The sequence below is a fragment of the Kitasatospora sp. NBC_00458 genome, from assembly GCF_036013975.1.
GTDB lineage: Bacteria > Actinomycetota > Actinomycetes > Streptomycetales > Streptomycetaceae > Kitasatospora.
In genome coordinates, this window is sequence record NZ_CP107904.1 from 5,053,018 (window position 1) to 5,070,846 (window position 17,829).

Below are 17,829 nucleotides of genomic sequence, written 5' to 3' on the forward strand. Positions count from 1 at the left end.
GAGGGTCATGGCAGGTGACGGCAGGTTGAGCGGGGAGACCGCGGGCCGACGGGCCGCCGAGGCGGACCGGGAGGCGGCCCTGGAGGCCAACCGGGCACTCTACGAGGCACTGGAGAACGGGGACCTCGCGGCGGTCGAGGACGCCTGGCTCGGAGCCGGCGAGGCCGACGACAAGGGGGGCGTGGTCTGTGTCCATCCGGGCTGGCCGGTGCTGCGCGGAAGGGCACAGGTGACCCGGTCGTACATGCTGATCATGGCGAACACCGAGTACATCCAGTTCATCCTCACCGACGAGGAGGCGGAGGTGCACGGCGATGTGGCCCTTGTCACGTGCACCGAGAACATCCTTTCCGGCGGCGAGGCGGAGGAGGAGGGCGAGCTCGGCCCGCTGGTCGGCGGAAAGGTCGTCTCGACCAATCTCTTCCGCCGCACCCCGGCCGGGTGGAAAGTCTGGTCGCACCACGGTTCACCCGTTCTGACCAGCGCCGAAGAGGACGAAGAGGACTGATTCCGCGGGCGGGCGGGAAATGTCGCCCGGTAGTGGCCCGGGAATTCCCGGACGGCCACCGAACGTTCACGTCAAGCGCCATTCCGGCGCGCGTGGCGTCGGTTCGTGCCGGGTAGGACGGTCAGGTGTTGTCGGCGCGCGCGGGTAGATTCGAAAACGGAGCGGCGGGCGCGACGCCCGTCTTCGCCCTGCCTGCCCACATCCTTCCGGGGTGGGGCCCGTCCGACTGGGAGCAGTGATTCGTTTGCTGGACCGCGTCACCCTGCGGGGCCTGCGTGCCCGGGGCCACCACGGCGTCTTCGAGCGCGAGCGGGTCGAGGGCCAGACCTTCGTGGTGGACCTGGTGCTGTACCTGGACACCCGCCCCGCCGCCTCCGGTGACGACCTCACCCGCACGGCGCACTACGGCATCGTGGCCGAGGAGGTCACCGCGATCATCTCCGGCGAGCCGGTCGACCTGATCGAGACCCTGGCCCAGCGGATCGCCGACCAGTGCCTGAAGCACGAGGCGGTCGAGGAGGTCGAGGTGACCGTGCACAAGCCGGACGCCCCGATCACCGTGCCGTTCGACGACGTGACCGTGACCATCCACCGGGCTCGCGGGTGACCGCCGCCGTGCGCCCCGCGGCAGCCGCCGAGCCCGTTCCAGCAGTAGAGGAAGTCCGATGAGCGACCGTAGCGAGCGAGTCACCGAAGGGCCCGTGCGGGTGTCCCCGGCCGGCCGGGACGGGGTGGGCGCGTGAGCACGACCGACCCGACCGCCGCGCCGAGCGCGTTCGACCTGGAGAGCCGGCTGGACTCGGTCGACACGACCCTGCACGGCCAGCGCTGCGCCGTGATCGCCCTCGGCTCCAACCTCGGCAACCGCCTGGACACGCTCCAGGGGGCCGTGGACGCCCTGGCGGACACCCCCGGGCTGCGGATCAAGGCCGTCTCCGCCGTCTACGAGACGGCGGCCGTCGGCGGCCCCGAGGACCAGCCCGCCTACTACAACGCGGTGGTGGTGCTCCGCACCTCGCTGCCCCCGCGCGACCTGCTGGAGCGCGGCAACGCGATCGAGGACGCCTTCGGCCGGGTCCGCACCGTGCACTGGGGGCCGCGCACCCTGGACGTCGACATCCTCGCCTACGAGGGCGTCACCAGCGACGACCCGCAGCTGCTGCTGCCGCACCCGCGCTCGCACGAGCGGGCCTTCGTGCTCGCCCCCTGGCTGGACGCCCAGCCGGAGGCCGAGCTCCCCGGCCACGGGCCGGTGGCCGACCTGCTGGCGGCGCTCGGCGGCCCGGACGCCCAGGGCGTCCGGCGGCGCGAGGACATCGGGCTGACCCTGCCGGAGTAGCGGACGCTCCGCCCCTCCCCGGACCGGTGCCGGCACCGGTCCGGGGAACTCGGGCGGGGTCCCGGCCGTACGAACCGGTGGGCGCCGGTCAGGTGGACGCCCTGGTGCGGGGTGCCTTTCGAGCCCGGCCCGGTACGGTGGCCTGGCGCCGCCGTGCCAGTGCCCGGGGGCGGCCGCCCGTCACCGCTGCCCGGGGAAAGGACCTCGTCCGCGTGAAGCCGCTTCGCCTCCGCCTGCTGGTCGGCATCACCGCCGTCACCACGGCGCTGTCCTGGGCCGGTGCCAAGCTCTGGTCCTCGCTGGACACGCTGCCCGCCGTGCCGGGTGCGGCGCCGGTGGTGCTGGCCGCGGTGGCGGTGATCCTGCTCGCCACCGCGCTGTCGCTGCGCTCGCGGCTGAAGGCGGCGCGCGAGCGGCAGCCCGGCGCCAAGCGGGTCGACCCGCTGGGCGCGGCCCGGGCGGTGGTGCTGGGCCAGGCGAGCGCGCTGGTCTCGGCGGTGGTCACCGGCATCTACGCGGGCGCCGGGATCCACCTGCTCGGTGAGCTGGACGTGCCGGCCCGCAAGGATCAGGCGGTCACCGCCGGCTTCGCGGTGCTGGCCGGCGTCGCGGTGATCGCGGCGGCGCTCTGGCTGCAGCACGTCTGCAAGCTGCCGGAGAACCACGACGACCCGGGGAACCACGGGCCGGCGGCCACCCACCGCTGACCGGCCGCTCCCGCGGTGATCACGGGTGATTTCCCGGGGGCTTCCGGTAAAGCCCGTGCGGTGTCAAGGGCCAAAGCGGACCCTGGGCTGACACGGCCCCAATTCGCACGCTAGTTTCTTGGCATGTCTCGCGGACGCCACCGTCATTCCTCCGTCCTCGGCCGGATCCTCCCCCCCACCGCCGCCGGCGTGCTCATCGTCGCCGCGCTGGCCGCCCTGCTCTTCAGTCAGGACACCGTCCTGGTCCGCTCGCTGGGCGTCGCGGCGGTGCTCGCGACGCTCGGGATCGCGGTGCTGCTGCGGCAGCGCGACCGGGCCGCGCGGGCGGCCGCCGAGGTCTCCGTCGCGCAGCGGCTGCGGGCCGAGGAGCGGTTCGAGGAACAGCTCGCCGAGGCCGAGTACGCGGCGGAGGTGGCCGAGGAGCGGGCGACCCGGTTCGGGCGGCGCCTGACCGCCGAGAAGTCCCGGCTGGCGAAGGCCGAGACGGAGATCGCCCGGCTGCTCAAGGAGCGGGCCGTGACGGTCGCCGAGCAGGCGCTCAAGGAGGCGGAGGCGGCCCAGCGGGCGCTCGCCGCCGCCCGGCCCCGGTACCCGGCCAGTCCGGCCGCGTTCGTCCGTGCCGGGGCCGCGCTGCGGCAGCTGGAGCGGCGCGCGGCGCAGCAGCAGGCGCAGCGGGAGCGGGAGGCCGAGCGGGAGCGCGCGGCGGGCGCGGAGCTCGCGCTGCGGGCCGGTGCGGCCCCGGCGACGACCTCGTCGACGGGTTCCCCGTCGGCTGCCGGGACGGCTGTGGTGGCCGCGGCCGCGGCCCCGGCGGTTTCCCCGCGGATGGTGCCGGCGGTTCCGGCCCCGGTCGCCCCCGCGGTGCCCGCCCCCGGCGTGGCGGGGCCGTCCGCGGCCTCGGTCCGGGCGGCCTCCGCCCAGGAGGGTTCCGGCGTTCCGGCGGTCCGGGCGGTTCCCGCGGCTCCCGCGGCCCCGGTCCGTCCGGTGCTGACGGCGACCGTCGGACAGCTCGGCGGGGCGCCCGCCGTCCCGCCCGCGGGTGCGGCCGAGCGGCAGCGTCCGCGTCCGGTGCAGTCCTCGGCGGTGCGCGGGCAGGGGTTCAGCTTCTTCGGCCGCGGCTCCGCTCCGGCGGTCAGGGCGGCCGCTCCGGCCCCGGCGGTCGGCAGCGTCGCGGAGCTCGGCGAGCGGGCCGACCTGGCGGACGTGGTCGGGGACGAGGCGGTCGCGGCCCAGGCCCGGCAGCAGGCGGAGGCCCGGCGGCAGGCACAGGAGCGGACCCCGGAGCCCGGCACCGTCGCCGGTGGGGAGCGGTCCGAGGCGGAGACCCAGGTGCTGCCGCAGGTCGGGGCCCCGGCGGCGGACGCCGGGGAGGCGGCCGGTCCGGAGGTGGTCGACCTGACCCCGCACGACGAGACCGAACTGATCCAGCTCCCGGAGCTGCGCGCCTCGCGCTGAGCCGGCGTGGGCAGGCCGGCGCGGGAGAACGGCGCGGGAGGACGGCGTACCGTCCTCCCGCGCCGCTCCCGTTCCGGGGCCCGTCTCCCGGACGGCGCCCGGCGGGCGCGGGAACGACGGAGCGCCCGTCCGCCGGGTGGCGGGACGGGCGCTCCGGGGCGTTCGGCCCCGGGCGTCGGGACGCCCGGGGACCGGAGTGCCGGGACGTCAGATCTGGACGCCGAAGTCCTGGGCGATGCCGGCCAGGCCGGAGGCGTAGCCCTGGCCGACGGCGCGGAACTTCCACTCGGCACCGTTGCGGTAGAGCTCGCCGAAGATCATGGCGGTCTCGGTGGCGGCGTCCTCGGAGAGGTCGTAGCGGGCGATCTCCGCGCCACCGGCCGCGTTGATCACGCGGATGTAGGCGTTGCGGACCTGGCCGAAGTTCTGCGACCGGGCGACGGCGTCGTAGATCGAGACCGGGAAGGTGATCCGGGTGGCCTCGGCCGGCAGCGTGGCGAGGCTGACGTTGATCGCCTCGTCGTCGCCCGCGCCCTCGCCGGTGCGGTTGTCGCCGGTGTGGACGACGGTGTTGTCCGGGCTGCTCGTGTTGTTGAAGAAGACGAAGTGCCCGTTGGACAGCACCTTCCCGTCCGCGTTCAGCACGATCGCGCTGGCGTCCAGGTCGAACTCGGCACCGGTCGTGGTGCGGACGTCCCAGCCGAGGCCGATGGTGACCGCGGTCAGGCCGGGGGCCTCCTTGGTCAGCGAGACGTTGCCACCCTTGGAGAGGCTCACTGGCATGGTGTGTGCTGTCCCTTCGATTGCTTTTGCCGTGATAACGCGGGAACCGGCGGGGATGGTTCCACGCGGTGGGCGGATTTCCGCCACCGGCACGGGTTCGGGTATTCCCCGTCAGATTCGACGGAACCGGCCCTGAAGTGACCAGATGGCCGGATTCTCGGCGAGATCGGGGTGCATGTCGAAGAGGTCGGCGAGAGTGTCCTGGAGAAAGTCGCGGGCCTCGCGCCTCAGGTCGCCGTGCCGGACCACGGCGGGCGGCTCGTCCGGCAGCCAGGTGGCGGTGACCTCGACCCAGTTGAACCGGCGGGCGAACCGCAGCAGCTCGGTGTTCTGGGTGAAGTCGAGGTCGGCGGTCTGCACCCGGGCGGCGCGGCCGCCGGCCGGGTCGCGGTCCAGTTCCTCGGCGATGTCGCAGAGGGCCCAGGCGAAGTCCAGCACCGGGACCCATCCCCAGGCTGTGGACAGCTCCGCGCCCTCGGCGTCGAGGTAGACGTCGCCGCAGAAGAGGTCGTACCGCAGCGCGTGGGTGGTCGCGGTCCGGTAGTCGGTCTGCGGGGGGTCGGGGAAGCGGTTGGAGAGGGAGTAGCCGAGCTCGATCACACAGGCCATTGTCCGGGCTGCGCGGCGGGTCGGATAACCGGGTGACCGGCGGGGCCCCGGCGCGGGATGATGGGCGCATGCCCGAGCCCATTCGCGTCCGGGGATCGGTGGTCGTCCCCGACGCCGAGCTCGTCTGGCGCTTCTCCCGTTCCTCCGGCCCCGGTGGCCAGCACGTCAACACGTCCGACACCCAGGTCGAGCTCCGCTACGACCTGGCGGCCTCGGCCGCGCTGCCCGAGGTCTGGAAGCAGCGTGCGCTGGAGCGGCTGGGCGGCCGGCTGGTGGACGGGCGGGTGCTGGTGGTCCGCGCCTCCGAGCACCGCTCGCAGTGGCGCAACCGCGAGGTCGCCGCGGCCCGGCTGGCCTCGCTGCTCGGCGAGGCGACCGCCCCGCCGCCGAAGGCCCGCCGGGCGACCAGGCCCAGCAAGGGCATGGTCGAGCGGCGGCTGTCCAACAAGCGGCACCGCTCCGAGCTGAAGCAGGGGCGGCGCTCGCCGCGGGGCGAGTAGACGCCGCGGGGGGCGCGCCGGCCGCCGTACCGGGCGGGTCTCAGCCCAGGGTGCGGTAGCCGCCGCGGAAGTAGAGCAGCGGGCGGCCGCCCGGGTCGGGGACCAGCGCCTCCAGGACACGGCCGAGCAGCAGGGTGTGGTCGCCGGCCGCGATCCGCTGCTCGGTGCGGCACTCGACGGTGGCGAGCGCCCCGTCGATGAGCGGGGCCCCGCTGAACGGTCCGCGGTGGTGCGGGGCGTCGGCGAACAGCAGCCGGTCGCTGAGCCGGCCCTTCATGGCGAACCGGGAGCCGAGCGCCCGCTGTCCCTCGGTGAGCAGCGAGACCGCCCAGGTGTCGGTCCGCGAGAGCACCTCGTCCATCCTGGAGTCCTCGCGGACGGAGATCAGGACCAGCGGCGGCTCCAGCGACACGGAGAGGAAGGACGTGGCGGTCATGCCGAGGTCCTCTCCGTCCTCCGGGTCGTGGACGGTCACCAGGCTCACTCCGGCGGCGAGCTGGGAGAGCGCCGCCCGGAACTCGTCGGGCGTTGCTTGGGAGGCAGCTTCGGGCTGCGGGGACGAGTACACGTACCGCACGGTAGCCCGGGAGCGGAGGTAACGGCATCGGGCCCTGGTCGTAGGACCAGCGGCGCAGGCGCCGGTGCGGACGCCCGGTGGGCGGGAGGTTACGGTTCGCGGCCGCTCTCACTCGCAGGAGTGAAGGGGAGGGCCTGCCCGGCGGGCAGCCGGCTTCAGTGCGCGGCCCTGGCGACCGACCACCAGAAATGTTCCGATAGCGGCTTATGTCCGCTTAGGGAACGGATGAACTGATTAAGGGCGCATAAGTGTCGTGTGATTTAAGTCACAAGTGATGACCTATTGCTGACCGAGCGTGCCGAACGCTGTGCTCCCTGTGATTCAGTTCTTCTGGCAATCGGACGATAACCAATCAAGACCTATCCGAAGCAGCCGGGGAGCCCCCGCATGGAAGCCGAGTCGGAGCCGTACGTCCGTCTCGCGACCCTCCGCACCTTGCACCGGGTCGTGGCGGACCTCAACGCTGCCCGCAGCCTGGCCGGAACCCTGCAGGCCGTGGTCGAGGGTGCGGTGCACGGACTCGGATTCGACGCCGCGGCGGTCAGCCTGGTCCGGCCGGACGGGGACCTCGTGGTGGCGGCCGTCTGGGAGCTTGAGGAGAGCGCCATGGGCGGCCCCTCCGTACTGCTCGGCCAGGTGGGCTCCCGCGAGTCCTGGGACCGGCTGCTCGGCGTCAGCGACCACTGGGGCACCCTGCGCTTCCTCCCCTACGACCGGGGCTGGGCGGTCGCCAGCGACATCCCGCGCTGGATCGGGGACGGTCCGATGCCGGTCTACGCCAACGACTGGCACCCCGCCGACGGTCTGCTCGCCCCGATGTACAGCGCCGGCGGCGACCTGCTCGGCGTCCTCTCCGTGGACCGCCCGCGCAGCGGCAAGCGCCCCGGGGCCTGGACCCGCGAGGCGCTGGAGATGTTCTCGCTGCAGGCCTCCATCGCGATCGGCAACGCCCGGCTGCGGGCCGAGATGCAGCGCGCCCTGGCCCGCCTGGAGAAGGAGCAGCAGGCCCTGCGGGCCAGTGAGGAGAGCTTCCGCCAGGCGTTCGAGTACGCGCCCAGCGGGATGGCCATCACCGAGCTGCACGGGGCCGGGCGCGGCCAGCTGACCAGGGTCAACGACGCGCTCTGTCGTCTGCTCGGCCGCCCTCGCGCGGTGCTCCGCCAGCAGAGTTTCGCCGACCTCGTCCACCCGGACGACCGGGCGCTGCTGGAGCGCACCAGCGCCGAGAGCGGCCGGGCTGAACTGCGCCTCTCCCGCCGGGACGGCGGCTACCAGTGGGTCTGCCTGCGCAACTCGATCGTCGCCGACGCCGCCGAGGGGCCGAGCTTCCTGCTCACCCACGTCGAGGACATCGAGGACCGGAAGCGGCACGAGCTCCAGCTCGCCCACCGGGCCAGCCACGACGCGCTCACCGGTCTGCCGAACGGTGCCGAGCTCAAGGCCCGGCTCGGGCGGCGCCTCTGCGGCCAGCCCCAGAGCGCCGCCGCCGTCGCCGGGCCCCAGACCGGGCCCGCCGACCTGCCCTACGGGGGCGGCGGCTTCCCGGCCGCCGGCTACCCGGGCGCCGGGTACGCGGTGGCCGACTCCTACAGCGCGCACACCGCGTACGACGGCCTGGAGGGGGGCGATCCGCGCTCCGGACCGGCGCACGGGTACGGCCCCCCGGAGGGGTACCCGCTGCCGGCCGCCGGCGCGGCGCCCGGGCCGGCGGCCGGCTACGGCGAGCACGTGCACGCGGTGGTCCCCGCCGACCACGGATCCGGGAACGAGGCCTGGTCGGGCCCGTTCCGCTCGGGCGCACCGGCCGTCGTCGAGAAAGGGCTGGCCGTCCTCTTCTGCGACCTCGACGGCTTCAAGTCGATCAACGACCGGTTCGGGCACAACGCGGGCGACGCCGTCCTGGTCGAGGTCGCCCGCCGGCTCAGCGGGGCCGTGCGGGACGGCGACACGGTGGCCCGGCTCGGCGGTGACGAGTTCGTGGTGCTGGCCGACGGCATCGGGCGGGACGAGGCCAAGGACCTCGCCCACCGGCTGCGGAACGCGATCATCCCGCCGATGCGGATCGACGGCCGGGCGATGCGGGTCGGCGTCAGCCTGGGGATCGGCTGGGCGGGCTGCGGGATGAGCACCGAGGAGGTGCTGCACACCGCGGACGAGCGCATGTACGACGAGAAGCGGGCCCGGGGAGGCTCGGTGCGCGGGGCCAGGGGCGAGCGTTCGCACCGGCGGGCCGGCTGAGGTCCGGCCGCCCGGAGCGGTGGGGGAGCGCGGCGGACGGGCCCGGACGAGGTCCCCGGCGCGGGCCCCGGGACGGGTCCCGCCGCAGGTCCCGGGCGGGTTTTCGGGCCGCGGGGCGGGCGGTTCCGGACGAAAGCTACCCGCCGGTTGTCAAGGGGTCTTTTCGGGCCGTCGCCGACGGCAGGTAGTGTTCCCGGGTACAAGCGACCACGACCAGCGCCGGGGGCACGGCAGCCCGGCGGCGCGACCGCGATGGGGGAGTTGACCACCGTGACCACCGCCGGCAGCAGCGGAGTGCCCCAGGGCCCGGAGGGCGGCACCCCGCAGGACGACGATCCGTTCGGCTACCTGTACCGTCCGGCCGAAGGGGAGGCGGCCCAGCCGTCCGAACCCCAGCAGGGCGTGCCGCGCACGTCGTACAGCCGCCCGATGGAGGTCGGCCGCGCCCAGTACGGGCAGCAGGCCCGGCCCCAGCAGCCGTACCCGGCGCAGCCCGGCTACCCGCAGGGCCAGGCCGCCCAGCCGTACCCGCCGCAGGGCGAGTACGGCGGCCAGCCCACCCAGCAGGCCGAGTACGCAGGCGCCCCGACCCAGCAGGCCCGGTACGCCGAGCACTCCCGCCCGCAGCCGGGCGAGGAGCGGCCGGGCGGCGGCCGGGGCAAGGGGGCGGTCATCGGTGCGGTGGCGGTGGTCGCGGCCATCGCGATCGGCGCCGGGATAGCCCTCTCCACCGGGGACCCGGACAAGGACAAGGACAAGGACAAGGACGCCAAGGGCGGCACCGCCTCGGTCAGCGCGCCGGCCACCCCGGGAGGCACCGGCAGCGCGAGCCCGACGGCCAGCGCCCCGGCGACGGCCTCGGCGACCGCCACGGCCGGGCCGGGCACGGTCGACGCGAGCCAGCTCCAGGCGCAGAACGCGCCGTCCGGGAACACCGTCAAGGGCGCCAGGTCGGCGGACGGCTCCTACCTGACCCTGCAGCCCGGCGGGTCGGTCAGCTGGACCGGCGACGTACCGACCGCCGGCAGCTACAAGTTCTGGGTGTACTACAACAACCCGGGCGCCGACGTGAAGGGCCCGGCGGCGGTGAACGGCAAGGACTGGCCGGGCGGGCTGTCGTTCAAGAACTACTCGCCGGGGAAGGACCCGGCGTCCTCCTGGTTCAAGACGTACATAACCCCGCCGTTGCAGGCCGGGACGAACACGATCACGATCACCGTGCCGGCGGGCAGCGGGGCGATCCTGATCGACCAGGTGGTGCTGGACACCTCCGGCTGAGCCGGCCGGACCCGGCGCTGACGTGGGACGGCCGCCCGCTCCCCTCGGGGAACGGGCGGCCGTCCCACGCGTGTGCGCGGGGAGCGGACCGGCTCAGCCGGCCGCGATCGGGGCGAAGAGGTCGCCGCCGGTGATCCACTCGCCCTGGCGCATGACGGCGACCAGGTCGTAGGTCGCGGAGTCGAGGACGACGAGGTCGGCGTTCTTGCCGGTCTCCAGCGTGCCGACGGTGTCGGCGAGGCCGAGCAGGCGGGCCGGGACGGTGGAGAGCGACTCGACGGCCTGGTTCGGGGTGAGGCCGTTGACGGTGACCGAGCGCTTGAACGCCACGTCCAGGGTGAGCGTGGAGCCGGCGATCGCGCCGCCCTCGACCAGCCGGGCGACGCCGTCCTTGACCTCGACCTGGAGGGGGCCGAGCGGGTAGAGGCCGTCGCCCATGCCGGCGGCGCCCATGGCGTCGGTGATCAGGGCGACCCGGGAGGCGCCGGCGGTGCCGTAGGCGAGGTCGAGGACGGACGGGTGCAGGTGGACCCCGTCGTTGATGAGCTCGACGGTGACCCGCTCGTCCTCCAGCAGCGCCACGATCGGGCCGGGCGCGCGGTGCGCGATGCCGGGCATGGCGTTGAACAGGTGGGTGGCGACGGTGGCGCCGGCCTCGATGGCTTCGAGGGTCTTGGCGTAGTCGGAGTCGGTGTGGCCGACGGCGGCGATCACGCCGAGGTCGGCGAGCATGCGGACGGAGTCCAGGCCGCCGGGCAGCTCGGGCGCGAGGGTGACCATCCTCGCGTGGCCGCGGGCGGCGTCGACGAGCTTGCGGACCAGGGCGGGGTCCGGGTCGCGGAGCAGGTCGGGGCGGTGGGCGCCGCAGCGGTTGTGGGAGATGAACGGGCCCTCGAAGTGGATGCCGGCGAGGACGCCGTCCTCGACGAGCTCGGAGAGCACGGCGGCCTGCCGGGCCACCTCGTCGATCTCGCCGGTCACGGTGGAGGCGATGGTGGTGGTGGTGCCGTGCTCCAGGTGGGTCCGGGCGACCTTGAGGGCCTCCTCGGCGATCCCGGAGGCGTAGGAGGCGCCGCCGCCGCCGTGCACGTGCAGGTCGACGAAGCCGGGGACGACGGTGTACCCGGTCAGGTCGAGGTCACCGGCCGTGGTGGCGCCGCCGACGCCGGCGATCCGGGTGCCCTCGACGGCGAGGCGGTCGCCCTCGACGATGCCGCCGGGAAGGACCAGCCGGGCACCGGCCAGTGCGGTTCGCCGCGGCAGGGCCGCAGATTGATTCCGCGCGGTCACGCGGTCACCTCCATGGAGAGCAGATCCCAGGCGAGCAGGCCCGCGCCCAGGGACGCGGCGGTGTCTTTGAGCATGGCCGGTACGACCTCGGGGGGCATCTGGAAGGTCAGACGCTCGGTGACCGCGGCGCGCAGCGGGGTGAACAGGGTGTCCCCGGCCTCGGCGAGCCCGCCGCCGACGATCACCGTGGACGGGTCGAGCAGGCTCTGGGCGAGCACGATGCCGTCGGCCAGGGCCTCCACGGCGCCCTGCCAGACCGCGACCGCGCGGGCGTCCCCGGCGTCCACCGCGACGGCGCAGGATGCCGCGTCGGCGTCGGGGTCGCCCACGGCCTCGGCCCAGGCGCGGGAGACGGCGGAGGCGGAGGCGAGGGTCTCCAGGCAGCCGCGGGCGCCGCAGCCGCACGCGGGACCGCCGGGGCGGACCACCACGTGGCCGATCTCGCCGCCGTAGCCGTGGGCACCGGACTCGATCCGGCCGTCGATGCCGATGGCGCCGGCGATGCCGGTGCCGAGGGCGATGAAGAGGAAGCGCCCGACGCCCCGGCCGGCGCCGAGCCGGCCCTCGGCGAGGCCTCCGGACCGCACGTCGTGGCCGAGTGCGACCGGCATCGCGCTGCCGCCCGGCCCGGCCAGGCGCTCACCCAGCAGCTTGCGCAGCGGGAGGTCGCGCCAGCCGAGGTTGGCGGAGAAGACCGCGATGCCGTTCTTCTCGTCGATCGTCCCGGGGACGGCGACTCCCGCCGCCAGTGGGGCGACGCCGAAACGGCTCCGGCCTTCGTCCGCCAGGTCGGCGGCGAAGTCGAGGATGGCGGTGACCACGGCGTCCGTGCCGTGTTCCCGCCCGGTCGGGCGTCGTGCTTCGAACAGCACGGAGCCGTCCTGGGCGAGCAACGCGGCTTTCATGCCGGTGCCGCCTACATCGAGTGCGATGACGTGCTTCACGGGGGACAGTTTCCCTTGGGGGCTCGGAGAGGTCTAGTCCAGTTGTCGGATTGGTCTGGTCCAACAGAGTGAGCTTTGTCGCAGAAGCGTGCGGTGTGCGGCACTTTGCACGAGCCCCGTCAGGCTCCTCGGGGGCGGGTTCGGCAGGTTCGGCGCCGGATTTCGTTGCGCATCGTGCAACGACCTCCGCACTTCGATAACTACCCGGCGCGGACCGGCCAGAGGTGTGGACCACTGAGTGGCGGGTTTGGCACCCTTGCCGCCTCCCCCCGGCCGGATCCCCCCGATCCGGTTCGTCGCTCCCCCAAGACTCCCCCTCGAAGGCGGTACCCGCGTTGGACAGGCGCGCCCAGGTCCCCACCCGGTTGTCCGGCATCGCACTGGCCGGAGCAATGGTGCTCACCGGCTGCGGCGGCCAGGACGACGGTCCGGTCACCATCCGGCTGGTCGCGGCCGACTACGGCGAGAGTGCGGACACCAGCTCCAAGCTCTACTGGGACGACGTCGCCCGCCGCTTCGAGGGCGCCAACCCGGGCATCAAGGTGGACGTCCAGGTGGAGAACTGGACCGACATCGGCAAGAAGGTCGACGACCTGGTCAAGAGCGGCAAGTCCCCCGACCTGCTGCAGACCGGCGGCTTCGCCGACCAGGCCGCCTCCGACCGGCTGTACACCGCCTCGGACGTGCTCTCGCTGGAGACCCAGGCCAACATCATGGAGTCGTTCTCGCACGCCGGGCAGGTACTCGGCACGCAGTACGGCATCCCGTTCGTCTCCTCCTCCCGGGTGCTCTTCTACAACAAGGCGGTCTTCCAGAAGGCCGGCGTCGACAAGCCGCCGACCACCTGGAACGAGCTCAAGCAGGCCGCCGAGAAGATCAAGGCCAAGGTGCCGGGCGTCACGCCGTACGGGCTGCCGCTCGGTCCGGAGGAGGCTCCGGCCGAGTCGATGCTGTGGACGCTCAGCGGCGGCGGCAGCCTCTCCGACGATGTCGGCAACTACACCATCGACAGCAACCAGAACCAGGCGACCTTCAACTGGCTCAAGACCAACCTGGTCGCCACCGGTCTGACCTACCCCGAACCCGGCAAGATGAACCGCACCCCGGTGTTCACCGACTTCGCGGCCGGGAAGGTCGCGATGCTCAACGGGCACCCGACGCTGCTGCGGATGGCCACCAAGGGCAAGATCGACTTCGGTACGGCGCCGATCCCGAAGAAGGACGGCCTGGCGAAGACCGGCAGCCTCGGGGTGGCCGACTGGATGATGGCGTTCAAGGCCAACGGGCACAAGAACGAGATCAAGAAGTTCCTGTCCTTCGTCTACACGAAGGACAACCAGCTCAAGTTCGACGAGACCTACAACCTGCTGCCGGTCACCCAGGACGCCTTCGACGCGATCAGCAAGGACCCCAAGCACGAGGACCTGAAGCAGTTCGCGGCCGGGCTCGGCAACGCGAGCTTCTACCCGTTCGGCGACCCGGCCTGGGCCGAGGTGTCCAACCGGATCAAGGCCGGGATCGGGGCGGCCGCGACCGCCGACCCCAAGCCGGTCCTGGAGGACCTGCAGCAGACCGCCGTCAAGGAGGCCGCCCGGGCCCGCAAGTAGGCTGGCCGGCATGGGCGCGGGTGAGCTGGACGAGCGGGACCGGGCGGTGCTGGAGCTGGAGGGCCGCTCCTGGCGGACGGCCGGGGCCAAGGAACGGGCGGTCCGGGAGGAGCTCGGGCTCTCCAGTACCCGGTACTACCAGCTGCTGAACGCGCTGCTCGACCGGCCGGAGGCGCTGGCGCACGCGCCGGTGCTGGTCAACCGGCTCCGGCGGGTCAGGGACGCCCGGCGCGCGGCGCGGTAGCGCGCGACCGCGCCGGGCCCCGGCGCGCGCTCCGACGGGTGACCCCCGCCCAGCCTGGGTACGGTGCCTGGCATGGGCCTTGCAGACATCGCGCGACCGACGACGGACGACGGACGGGCGGGCCTGGCGGCGCTGCTCGCCGAACCGCGGACGGCGGTGGTCGCCCTGGACTTCGACGGGACGCTGGCACCGATCGTGGCCGACCCGAGCCGCGCCCGGGCGCACCCCGGCGTGGTCGACGCGCTGCGCGGCGTGGTGCCGCACGTCGGCGCGGTCGTGGTGGTGACCGGGCGCCCGGCCGGGCTCGCGGTGGAGTACGGGGGCCTCGCCGCGGTCGGCGGGGTCGTGGTGCTCGGGCACTACGGTGCGGAGCGCTGGGAGGACGGCGAGCTGTCGGCGCCGCCGGTGCACCCCGGGGTCGGCGCGGCGCGGACGGCGCTGCCGGACGTCCTGGCCGCGGCCGGGGCGCCGGACGGCACGTGGGTGGAGGACAAGGGCAGGTCGCTGGCCGTGCACACCCGGCGGACGGCCGCGCCGGCCGCCGCGTTCGAGCTGCTGCGGGAACCGGTCGGCGCGCTGGCCGCCGCGCACGGGCTGGTCGTGGAACCGGGCCGGCTGGTGCTCGAACTGCGGCCGCCGGGGGTCGACAAGGGCGCTGCGCTGGAGGGCTTCCTGCGGGAGCGGGCGGCCCGCTCCGTGCTGTACGCGGGGGACGACCTCGGCGACGTGGCGGCCTTCGAGGCCGTGGAGAAGCTGCGCGGGCAGGGCCTGGCCGGGCTGCTGGTCTGCAGCGGCGCGGTGGGGGACGCGCCGGTGCGGGAGCTCGCCGACCGGGCGGACCTGGTGGTCCCGGGCCCGGCCGGCGTGGTGGAACTGCTGGCGGCGCTGGGGGAGGAGCTCAGCGCAGCGCGTTGAGCTGGTCGAGGAACCACTGCTGGGGCGGGAGCGCCGTCGCGGCGGCGGCGAGCCGCTTGGTGCGGTCGGCGCGCTCGCCGGCCGGCATGGTGAGCCCGGCGTGCAGGGCCTCGGCGGTGGCGACGACGTCGTACGGGTTGACGGTGAGCGCGTCGTCGCCGAGCTCGGCGTGGGCACCGGCCTCACGGGACAGCACGAGGGCGCAGCCGTCGTCGGAGACGACCGGGACCTCCTTGGCGACCAGGTTCATGCCGTCCCGGATCGGGTTGACCAGGGCGACGTCGGCCAGCCGGTACGCGGCCAGCGAGCGCGGGAAGTCGTCGTCGACGTGCAGGATCAGCGGCTGCCAGCCGGGGGTGGCGAACTCCTCGTTGATCTCCTCGGCGAGCGCCCGCACCCGGGCCGTGTAGGCGCGGTACTCGGCGAGGTCGGTGCGGGACGGGTAGGCGAAGGCGATGTGGACCACCCGGTCGCGCCACTCGGGGCGGGTGCGCAGCAGGTGCCGGTAGGCCTGGAAGCCGCGGACGATGTTCTTGCTCAGCTCGGTGCGGTCGACCCGGACGACGGTCCGGCGCCCCCCGACGGCCTCGCGCAGGGTGGCGAGCCGCTCGTCGACGTCGGGGCGGTGGGCGCGCTCGCGCAGGAATCCGGCGTCGGCGCCGAGGCCGTGGACGCCGAGGCGGGTGGTGCGGCCCCCGTGCGTGACGGTGAGGGCGGCGCGGTCGACGGCGGCGCCGAGGACGCTCTCGCAGCAGTCGGCGAAGGCGAGCGCCCAGCGGCGGGTGAGGAAGCCGGCCCGGTCGGCGCCGAGGATGCCGGTGAGGACCGTCCGGGCGACGTCGTCGGGCAGCAGCCGGAAGTACTCGGGCGGCGCCCAGGGGGTGTGTGAGAAGTGGCCGATCCGCAGGTCGGGGCGGGCGGCCCGGAGCAGTGCCGGGGTCAGCGAGAGGTGGTAGTCCTGGACCAGGACGGCCGCGCCGGGGGCGGCCTCGGCGGCGAGGGCCCCGGCGAAGGCGGCGTTGTACGCGGTGTAGGCCTGCCACTCGGTGCGGAAGCCGGCGTCGAAGGCGGGTGCGGTCGGGGTGTCGTACAGCAGGTGGTGGATGAACCAGAGGGTCGAGTTGGCGACGCCGTTGTAGGCCCGCGCGAAGGTCTCCGGGTCTATGTCCAGCATCCGGACGGCCTGCCCGCCGACGTCGTGGCCGGCCCGGTCGAGGCGGCCGTCGGGGGCCTCCCGGGCGGCCCGGCGGTCGGCGTCGGAGAGGGCGGCGCAGACCCAGACGGCGTCCGGGTCGTCGATGGCGGAGAGGCCGGAGACGAGGCCGCCGCCCCCTCTGCGGAGGGTCAGCGTGCCGTCGTCCGCGGTGCCGAACGACACTGGTCCCCGGTTGGACGCCACCAGGACGGGGGCGGTGCCGGTCGGATTCGAACGTTCGGTCGTGAGATCGCCCATGGTTGGTTGGTTGCCGGGGGGTCCGGGCCGCAAACCCGTCGGGGAGGCCCTAACGCCGGGTGGCGTATTCGGGGACGGTGTGCATCGGGGGGCGTTCGGTGGCGGTGACCGGGTGGGTGTGGGCGGTGAAGGCGCGGGTCTCCGGGTCGCGGGTGAACTGGGTGAGCAGCGGGTGGACCAGGTCGGCGGAGGCCTTGAGCCGGTGGGTGCGGTCGAGCCGTTCGAGGGCGGTGCGGTAGATGGTGGCGGCCATCCGGCCGAGGGCCTGGCCGTCCTGGTGGCGGTGGTGGCGGACCCCGACGTCCACCTGGGCGAGCGCGTCGAGTCCGGCCGTCTCCAGGGCGTCGACCAGCAGGCCGAGTTCGACGCCGTAGCCGGTGGGGAAGGGCAGGCGTTCGAGCAGTGAGCGGCGCGCCGCGTACTCGCCGCCGAGGGGCTGGACGAAACCGGCGAGTTCCGGCCAGTGCAGGTTGAGCAGCGGGCGGGCGACCAGTTCGGTGACCCGGCCGCCGCCGGAGGGGATGACGGCGGCGTCGCCCGTGGCGGAGTCGCCCGGCGCCACTGCCAGCGGGCGGTCGTACATGGCCTTGACCAGCTGGATGTGCGCGTCGGTGAGCAGCGGGCCGATGATGCCGGAGACCAGGGCGGGGTCGAACTCGCGCAGGTCGGCGTCGACGAAGCAGACGATCTCGCCGTGGGTGACCAGCAGCGAGCGCCAGAGCACCTCGCCCTTGCCGGGGGCGGCGGGCAGCCGGGGGAGGATCGCGTCGCGGTGGAACACGGTGGCGCCGGCCTCGGCGGCGACCGCGGCGGTGGCGTCGGTGGAGCCGGAGTCGACCACGACCAGCTCGTCGACCAGCGGCAGCCGTTCCACCAGCTCGCGGCGGATGATGCGGACGATGTCGCCGACGGTGGCCTCCTCGTCCAGCGCGGGCAGGACGACGCTGACCGTGCCGGCCGGGCCCAGGGCGCGCTTGGCCGCGAGCAGGAGGTCCACCGGGCGGTCGGCCGCGCTCCACGAGCGCCGGCGCAGCCAGGACGCCGTCTCGGGGAGGAGCTCGGGGATCGGTTCGGCGGGCACTGTTCTCTCCTCGGCGGGTTCGGATGGGACGGGTCATCTCGCGTGGCGGACGGTCCCGTTCGGGGTTGACGCCTTCGGTTACAGTCTTCGTACAGCGGTCGGACCTTCGCACGCCGGGGTCTCCGCTGAGCACGACCACAACTTCACAGAGCTCATCCAGAGGGACTGAGGGAACGGCCCGTCGACGTCCCGGCAACCTTCTCGCGCGGCTGTCTTCGACAGGCCCCGGCGGGACAGGTGCCAATTCCGGCCTGTGGCGCGACCGCGTCACGGGGAAGATGAGGAGAGAGGCCTCCGCCAT

The 17,829-nt window shown here is 74.1% G+C and carries 18 protein-coding genes and 1 riboswitch; of the genes, 11 read left to right on the forward strand and 7 right to left on the reverse strand.

Going from position 1 to position 17,829, the window contains the following annotated elements:
- Positions 1-7: 7 nt before the first annotated feature.
- The 5 genes from OG550_RS21045 to OG550_RS21065 all read left to right on the forward strand — a co-directional run bounded on the left by OG550_RS21045 (position 8) and on the right by OG550_RS21065 (position 4,009).
- The gene (locus OG550_RS21045; RefSeq protein WP_442906043.1) at positions 8-508 is read left to right on the forward strand and encodes a nuclear transport factor 2 family protein; all 501 of its coding nucleotides are present in this window, start codon (positions 8-10) and stop codon (positions 506-508) included.
- A gap of 247 nt (positions 509-755) precedes the next feature.
- Positions 756-1,115, forward strand: a complete 360-nt coding sequence (gene folB / locus OG550_RS21050; RefSeq protein ID WP_327684016.1) for a dihydroneopterin aldolase — start codon at positions 756-758, stop codon at positions 1,113-1,115.
- A 132-nt stretch (positions 1,116-1,247) separates the two neighbouring features.
- Complete coding sequence (gene folK / locus OG550_RS21055) at positions 1,248-1,847, forward strand: 2-amino-4-hydroxy-6-hydroxymethyldihydropteridine diphosphokinase (protein WP_327679796.1); 600 nt, start codon at positions 1,248-1,250, stop codon at positions 1,845-1,847.
- 212 nt (positions 1,848-2,059) lie between these two features.
- The gene (locus tag OG550_RS21060; RefSeq protein ID WP_327679798.1) at positions 2,060-2,554 is read left to right on the forward strand and encodes a DUF3180 domain-containing protein; all 495 of its coding nucleotides are present in this window, start codon (positions 2,060-2,062) and stop codon (positions 2,552-2,554) included.
- A gap of 123 nt (positions 2,555-2,677) precedes the next feature.
- Complete coding sequence (locus OG550_RS21065) at positions 2,678-4,009, forward strand: hypothetical protein (RefSeq protein ID WP_327679800.1); 1,332 nt, start codon at positions 2,678-2,680, stop codon at positions 4,007-4,009.
- Positions 4,010-4,216: 207 nt separating this feature from the next.
- On the opposite strand, the gene OG550_RS21070 is transcribed toward OG550_RS21065, so the two are convergent.
- Together OG550_RS21070 and OG550_RS21075 are read right to left on the reverse strand one after the other, a co-directional pair.
- Positions 4,217-4,792 carry a TerD family protein gene (locus OG550_RS21070; protein ID WP_327679802.1) on the reverse strand — a complete coding sequence of 192 codons (576 nt, stop codon included), beginning with the start codon at positions 4,790-4,792 and terminating at the stop codon, positions 4,217-4,219.
- 111 nt (positions 4,793-4,903) lie between these two features.
- Complete coding sequence (locus OG550_RS21075; RefSeq protein WP_442906044.1) at positions 4,904-5,401, reverse strand: hypothetical protein; 498 nt, start codon at positions 5,399-5,401, stop codon at positions 4,904-4,906.
- Positions 5,402-5,469: 68 nt separating this feature from the next.
- Between OG550_RS21075 and arfB the strand changes: the two genes are divergently transcribed.
- A complete protein-coding gene (arfB, locus tag OG550_RS21080) occupies positions 5,470-5,901 on the forward strand; it encodes an alternative ribosome rescue aminoacyl-tRNA hydrolase ArfB (protein ID WP_327679806.1) in 432 nt (143 codons plus the stop codon).
- Positions 5,902-5,941: 40 nt separating this feature from the next.
- On the opposite strand, the gene OG550_RS21085 is transcribed toward arfB, so the two are convergent.
- A complete protein-coding gene (locus tag OG550_RS21085; RefSeq protein WP_327679807.1) occupies positions 5,942-6,469 on the reverse strand; it encodes a flavin reductase family protein in 528 nt (175 codons plus the stop codon).
- Positions 6,470-6,865: 396 nt separating this feature from the next.
- On the opposite strand from OG550_RS21085, the gene OG550_RS21090 reads away from it, so the two are divergent.
- Both OG550_RS21090 and OG550_RS21095 read left to right on the forward strand, forming a co-directional pair.
- Positions 6,866-8,716 (forward strand): GGDEF domain-containing protein, encoded by a 1,851-nt coding sequence (locus tag OG550_RS21090; protein ID WP_327679808.1) that lies wholly within the window; start codon positions 6,866-6,868, stop codon positions 8,714-8,716.
- Positions 8,717-8,986: 270 nt separating this feature from the next.
- Positions 8,987-9,994 carry a hypothetical protein gene (locus OG550_RS21095; protein WP_327679809.1) on the forward strand — a complete coding sequence of 336 codons (1,008 nt, stop codon included), beginning with the start codon at positions 8,987-8,989 and terminating at the stop codon, positions 9,992-9,994.
- Between the two features lie 93 nt (positions 9,995-10,087).
- On the opposite strand, the gene nagA is transcribed toward OG550_RS21095, so the two are convergent.
- Positions 10,088-11,284 carry an N-acetylglucosamine-6-phosphate deacetylase gene (gene nagA / locus OG550_RS21100; protein WP_442906045.1) on the reverse strand — a complete coding sequence of 399 codons (1,197 nt, stop codon included), beginning with the start codon at positions 11,282-11,284 and terminating at the stop codon, positions 10,088-10,090.
- Positions 11,281-12,228, reverse strand: a complete 948-nt coding sequence (locus tag OG550_RS21105) for an ROK family protein (RefSeq protein WP_327679810.1) — start codon at positions 12,226-12,228, stop codon at positions 11,281-11,283. Before OG550_RS21105 ends, nagA begins: the two co-directional genes overlap by 4 nt.
- Positions 12,229-12,563: 335 nt before the next feature.
- Between OG550_RS21105 and OG550_RS21110 the strand changes: the two genes are divergently transcribed.
- The 3 genes from OG550_RS21110 to otsB all read left to right on the forward strand — a co-directional run bounded on the left by OG550_RS21110 (position 12,564) and on the right by otsB (position 14,994).
- On the forward strand, positions 12,564-13,835 hold the full coding sequence (locus OG550_RS21110) for an extracellular solute-binding protein (protein WP_327679812.1): 1,272 nt from the start codon (positions 12,564-12,566) through the stop codon (positions 13,833-13,835).
- Positions 13,836-13,845: 10 nt separating this feature from the next.
- On the forward strand, positions 13,846-14,079 hold the full coding sequence (locus tag OG550_RS21115; RefSeq protein ID WP_327679814.1) for a DUF3263 domain-containing protein: 234 nt from the start codon (positions 13,846-13,848) through the stop codon (positions 14,077-14,079).
- A gap of 72 nt (positions 14,080-14,151) precedes the next feature.
- Complete coding sequence (otsB, locus tag OG550_RS21120) at positions 14,152-14,994, forward strand: trehalose-phosphatase (RefSeq protein WP_327679816.1); 843 nt, start codon at positions 14,152-14,154, stop codon at positions 14,992-14,994.
- Here otsB and OG550_RS21125 read toward each other — a convergent pair.
- Positions 14,978-16,447 carry an alpha,alpha-trehalose-phosphate synthase (UDP-forming) gene (locus OG550_RS21125; RefSeq protein WP_327679818.1) on the reverse strand — a complete coding sequence of 490 codons (1,470 nt, stop codon included), beginning with the start codon at positions 16,445-16,447 and terminating at the stop codon, positions 14,978-14,980. The genes otsB and OG550_RS21125 overlap by 17 nt on opposite strands.
- 49 nt (positions 16,448-16,496) lie before the next feature.
- A complete protein-coding gene (locus tag OG550_RS21130; protein WP_327679820.1) occupies positions 16,497-17,528 on the reverse strand; it encodes a glucosyl-3-phosphoglycerate synthase in 1,032 nt (343 codons plus the stop codon).
- 149 nt (positions 17,529-17,677) lie between these two features.
- A riboswitch (SAM riboswitch) is annotated at positions 17,678-17,813 on the forward strand.
- Positions 17,814-17,829: the final 16 nt, after the last annotated feature.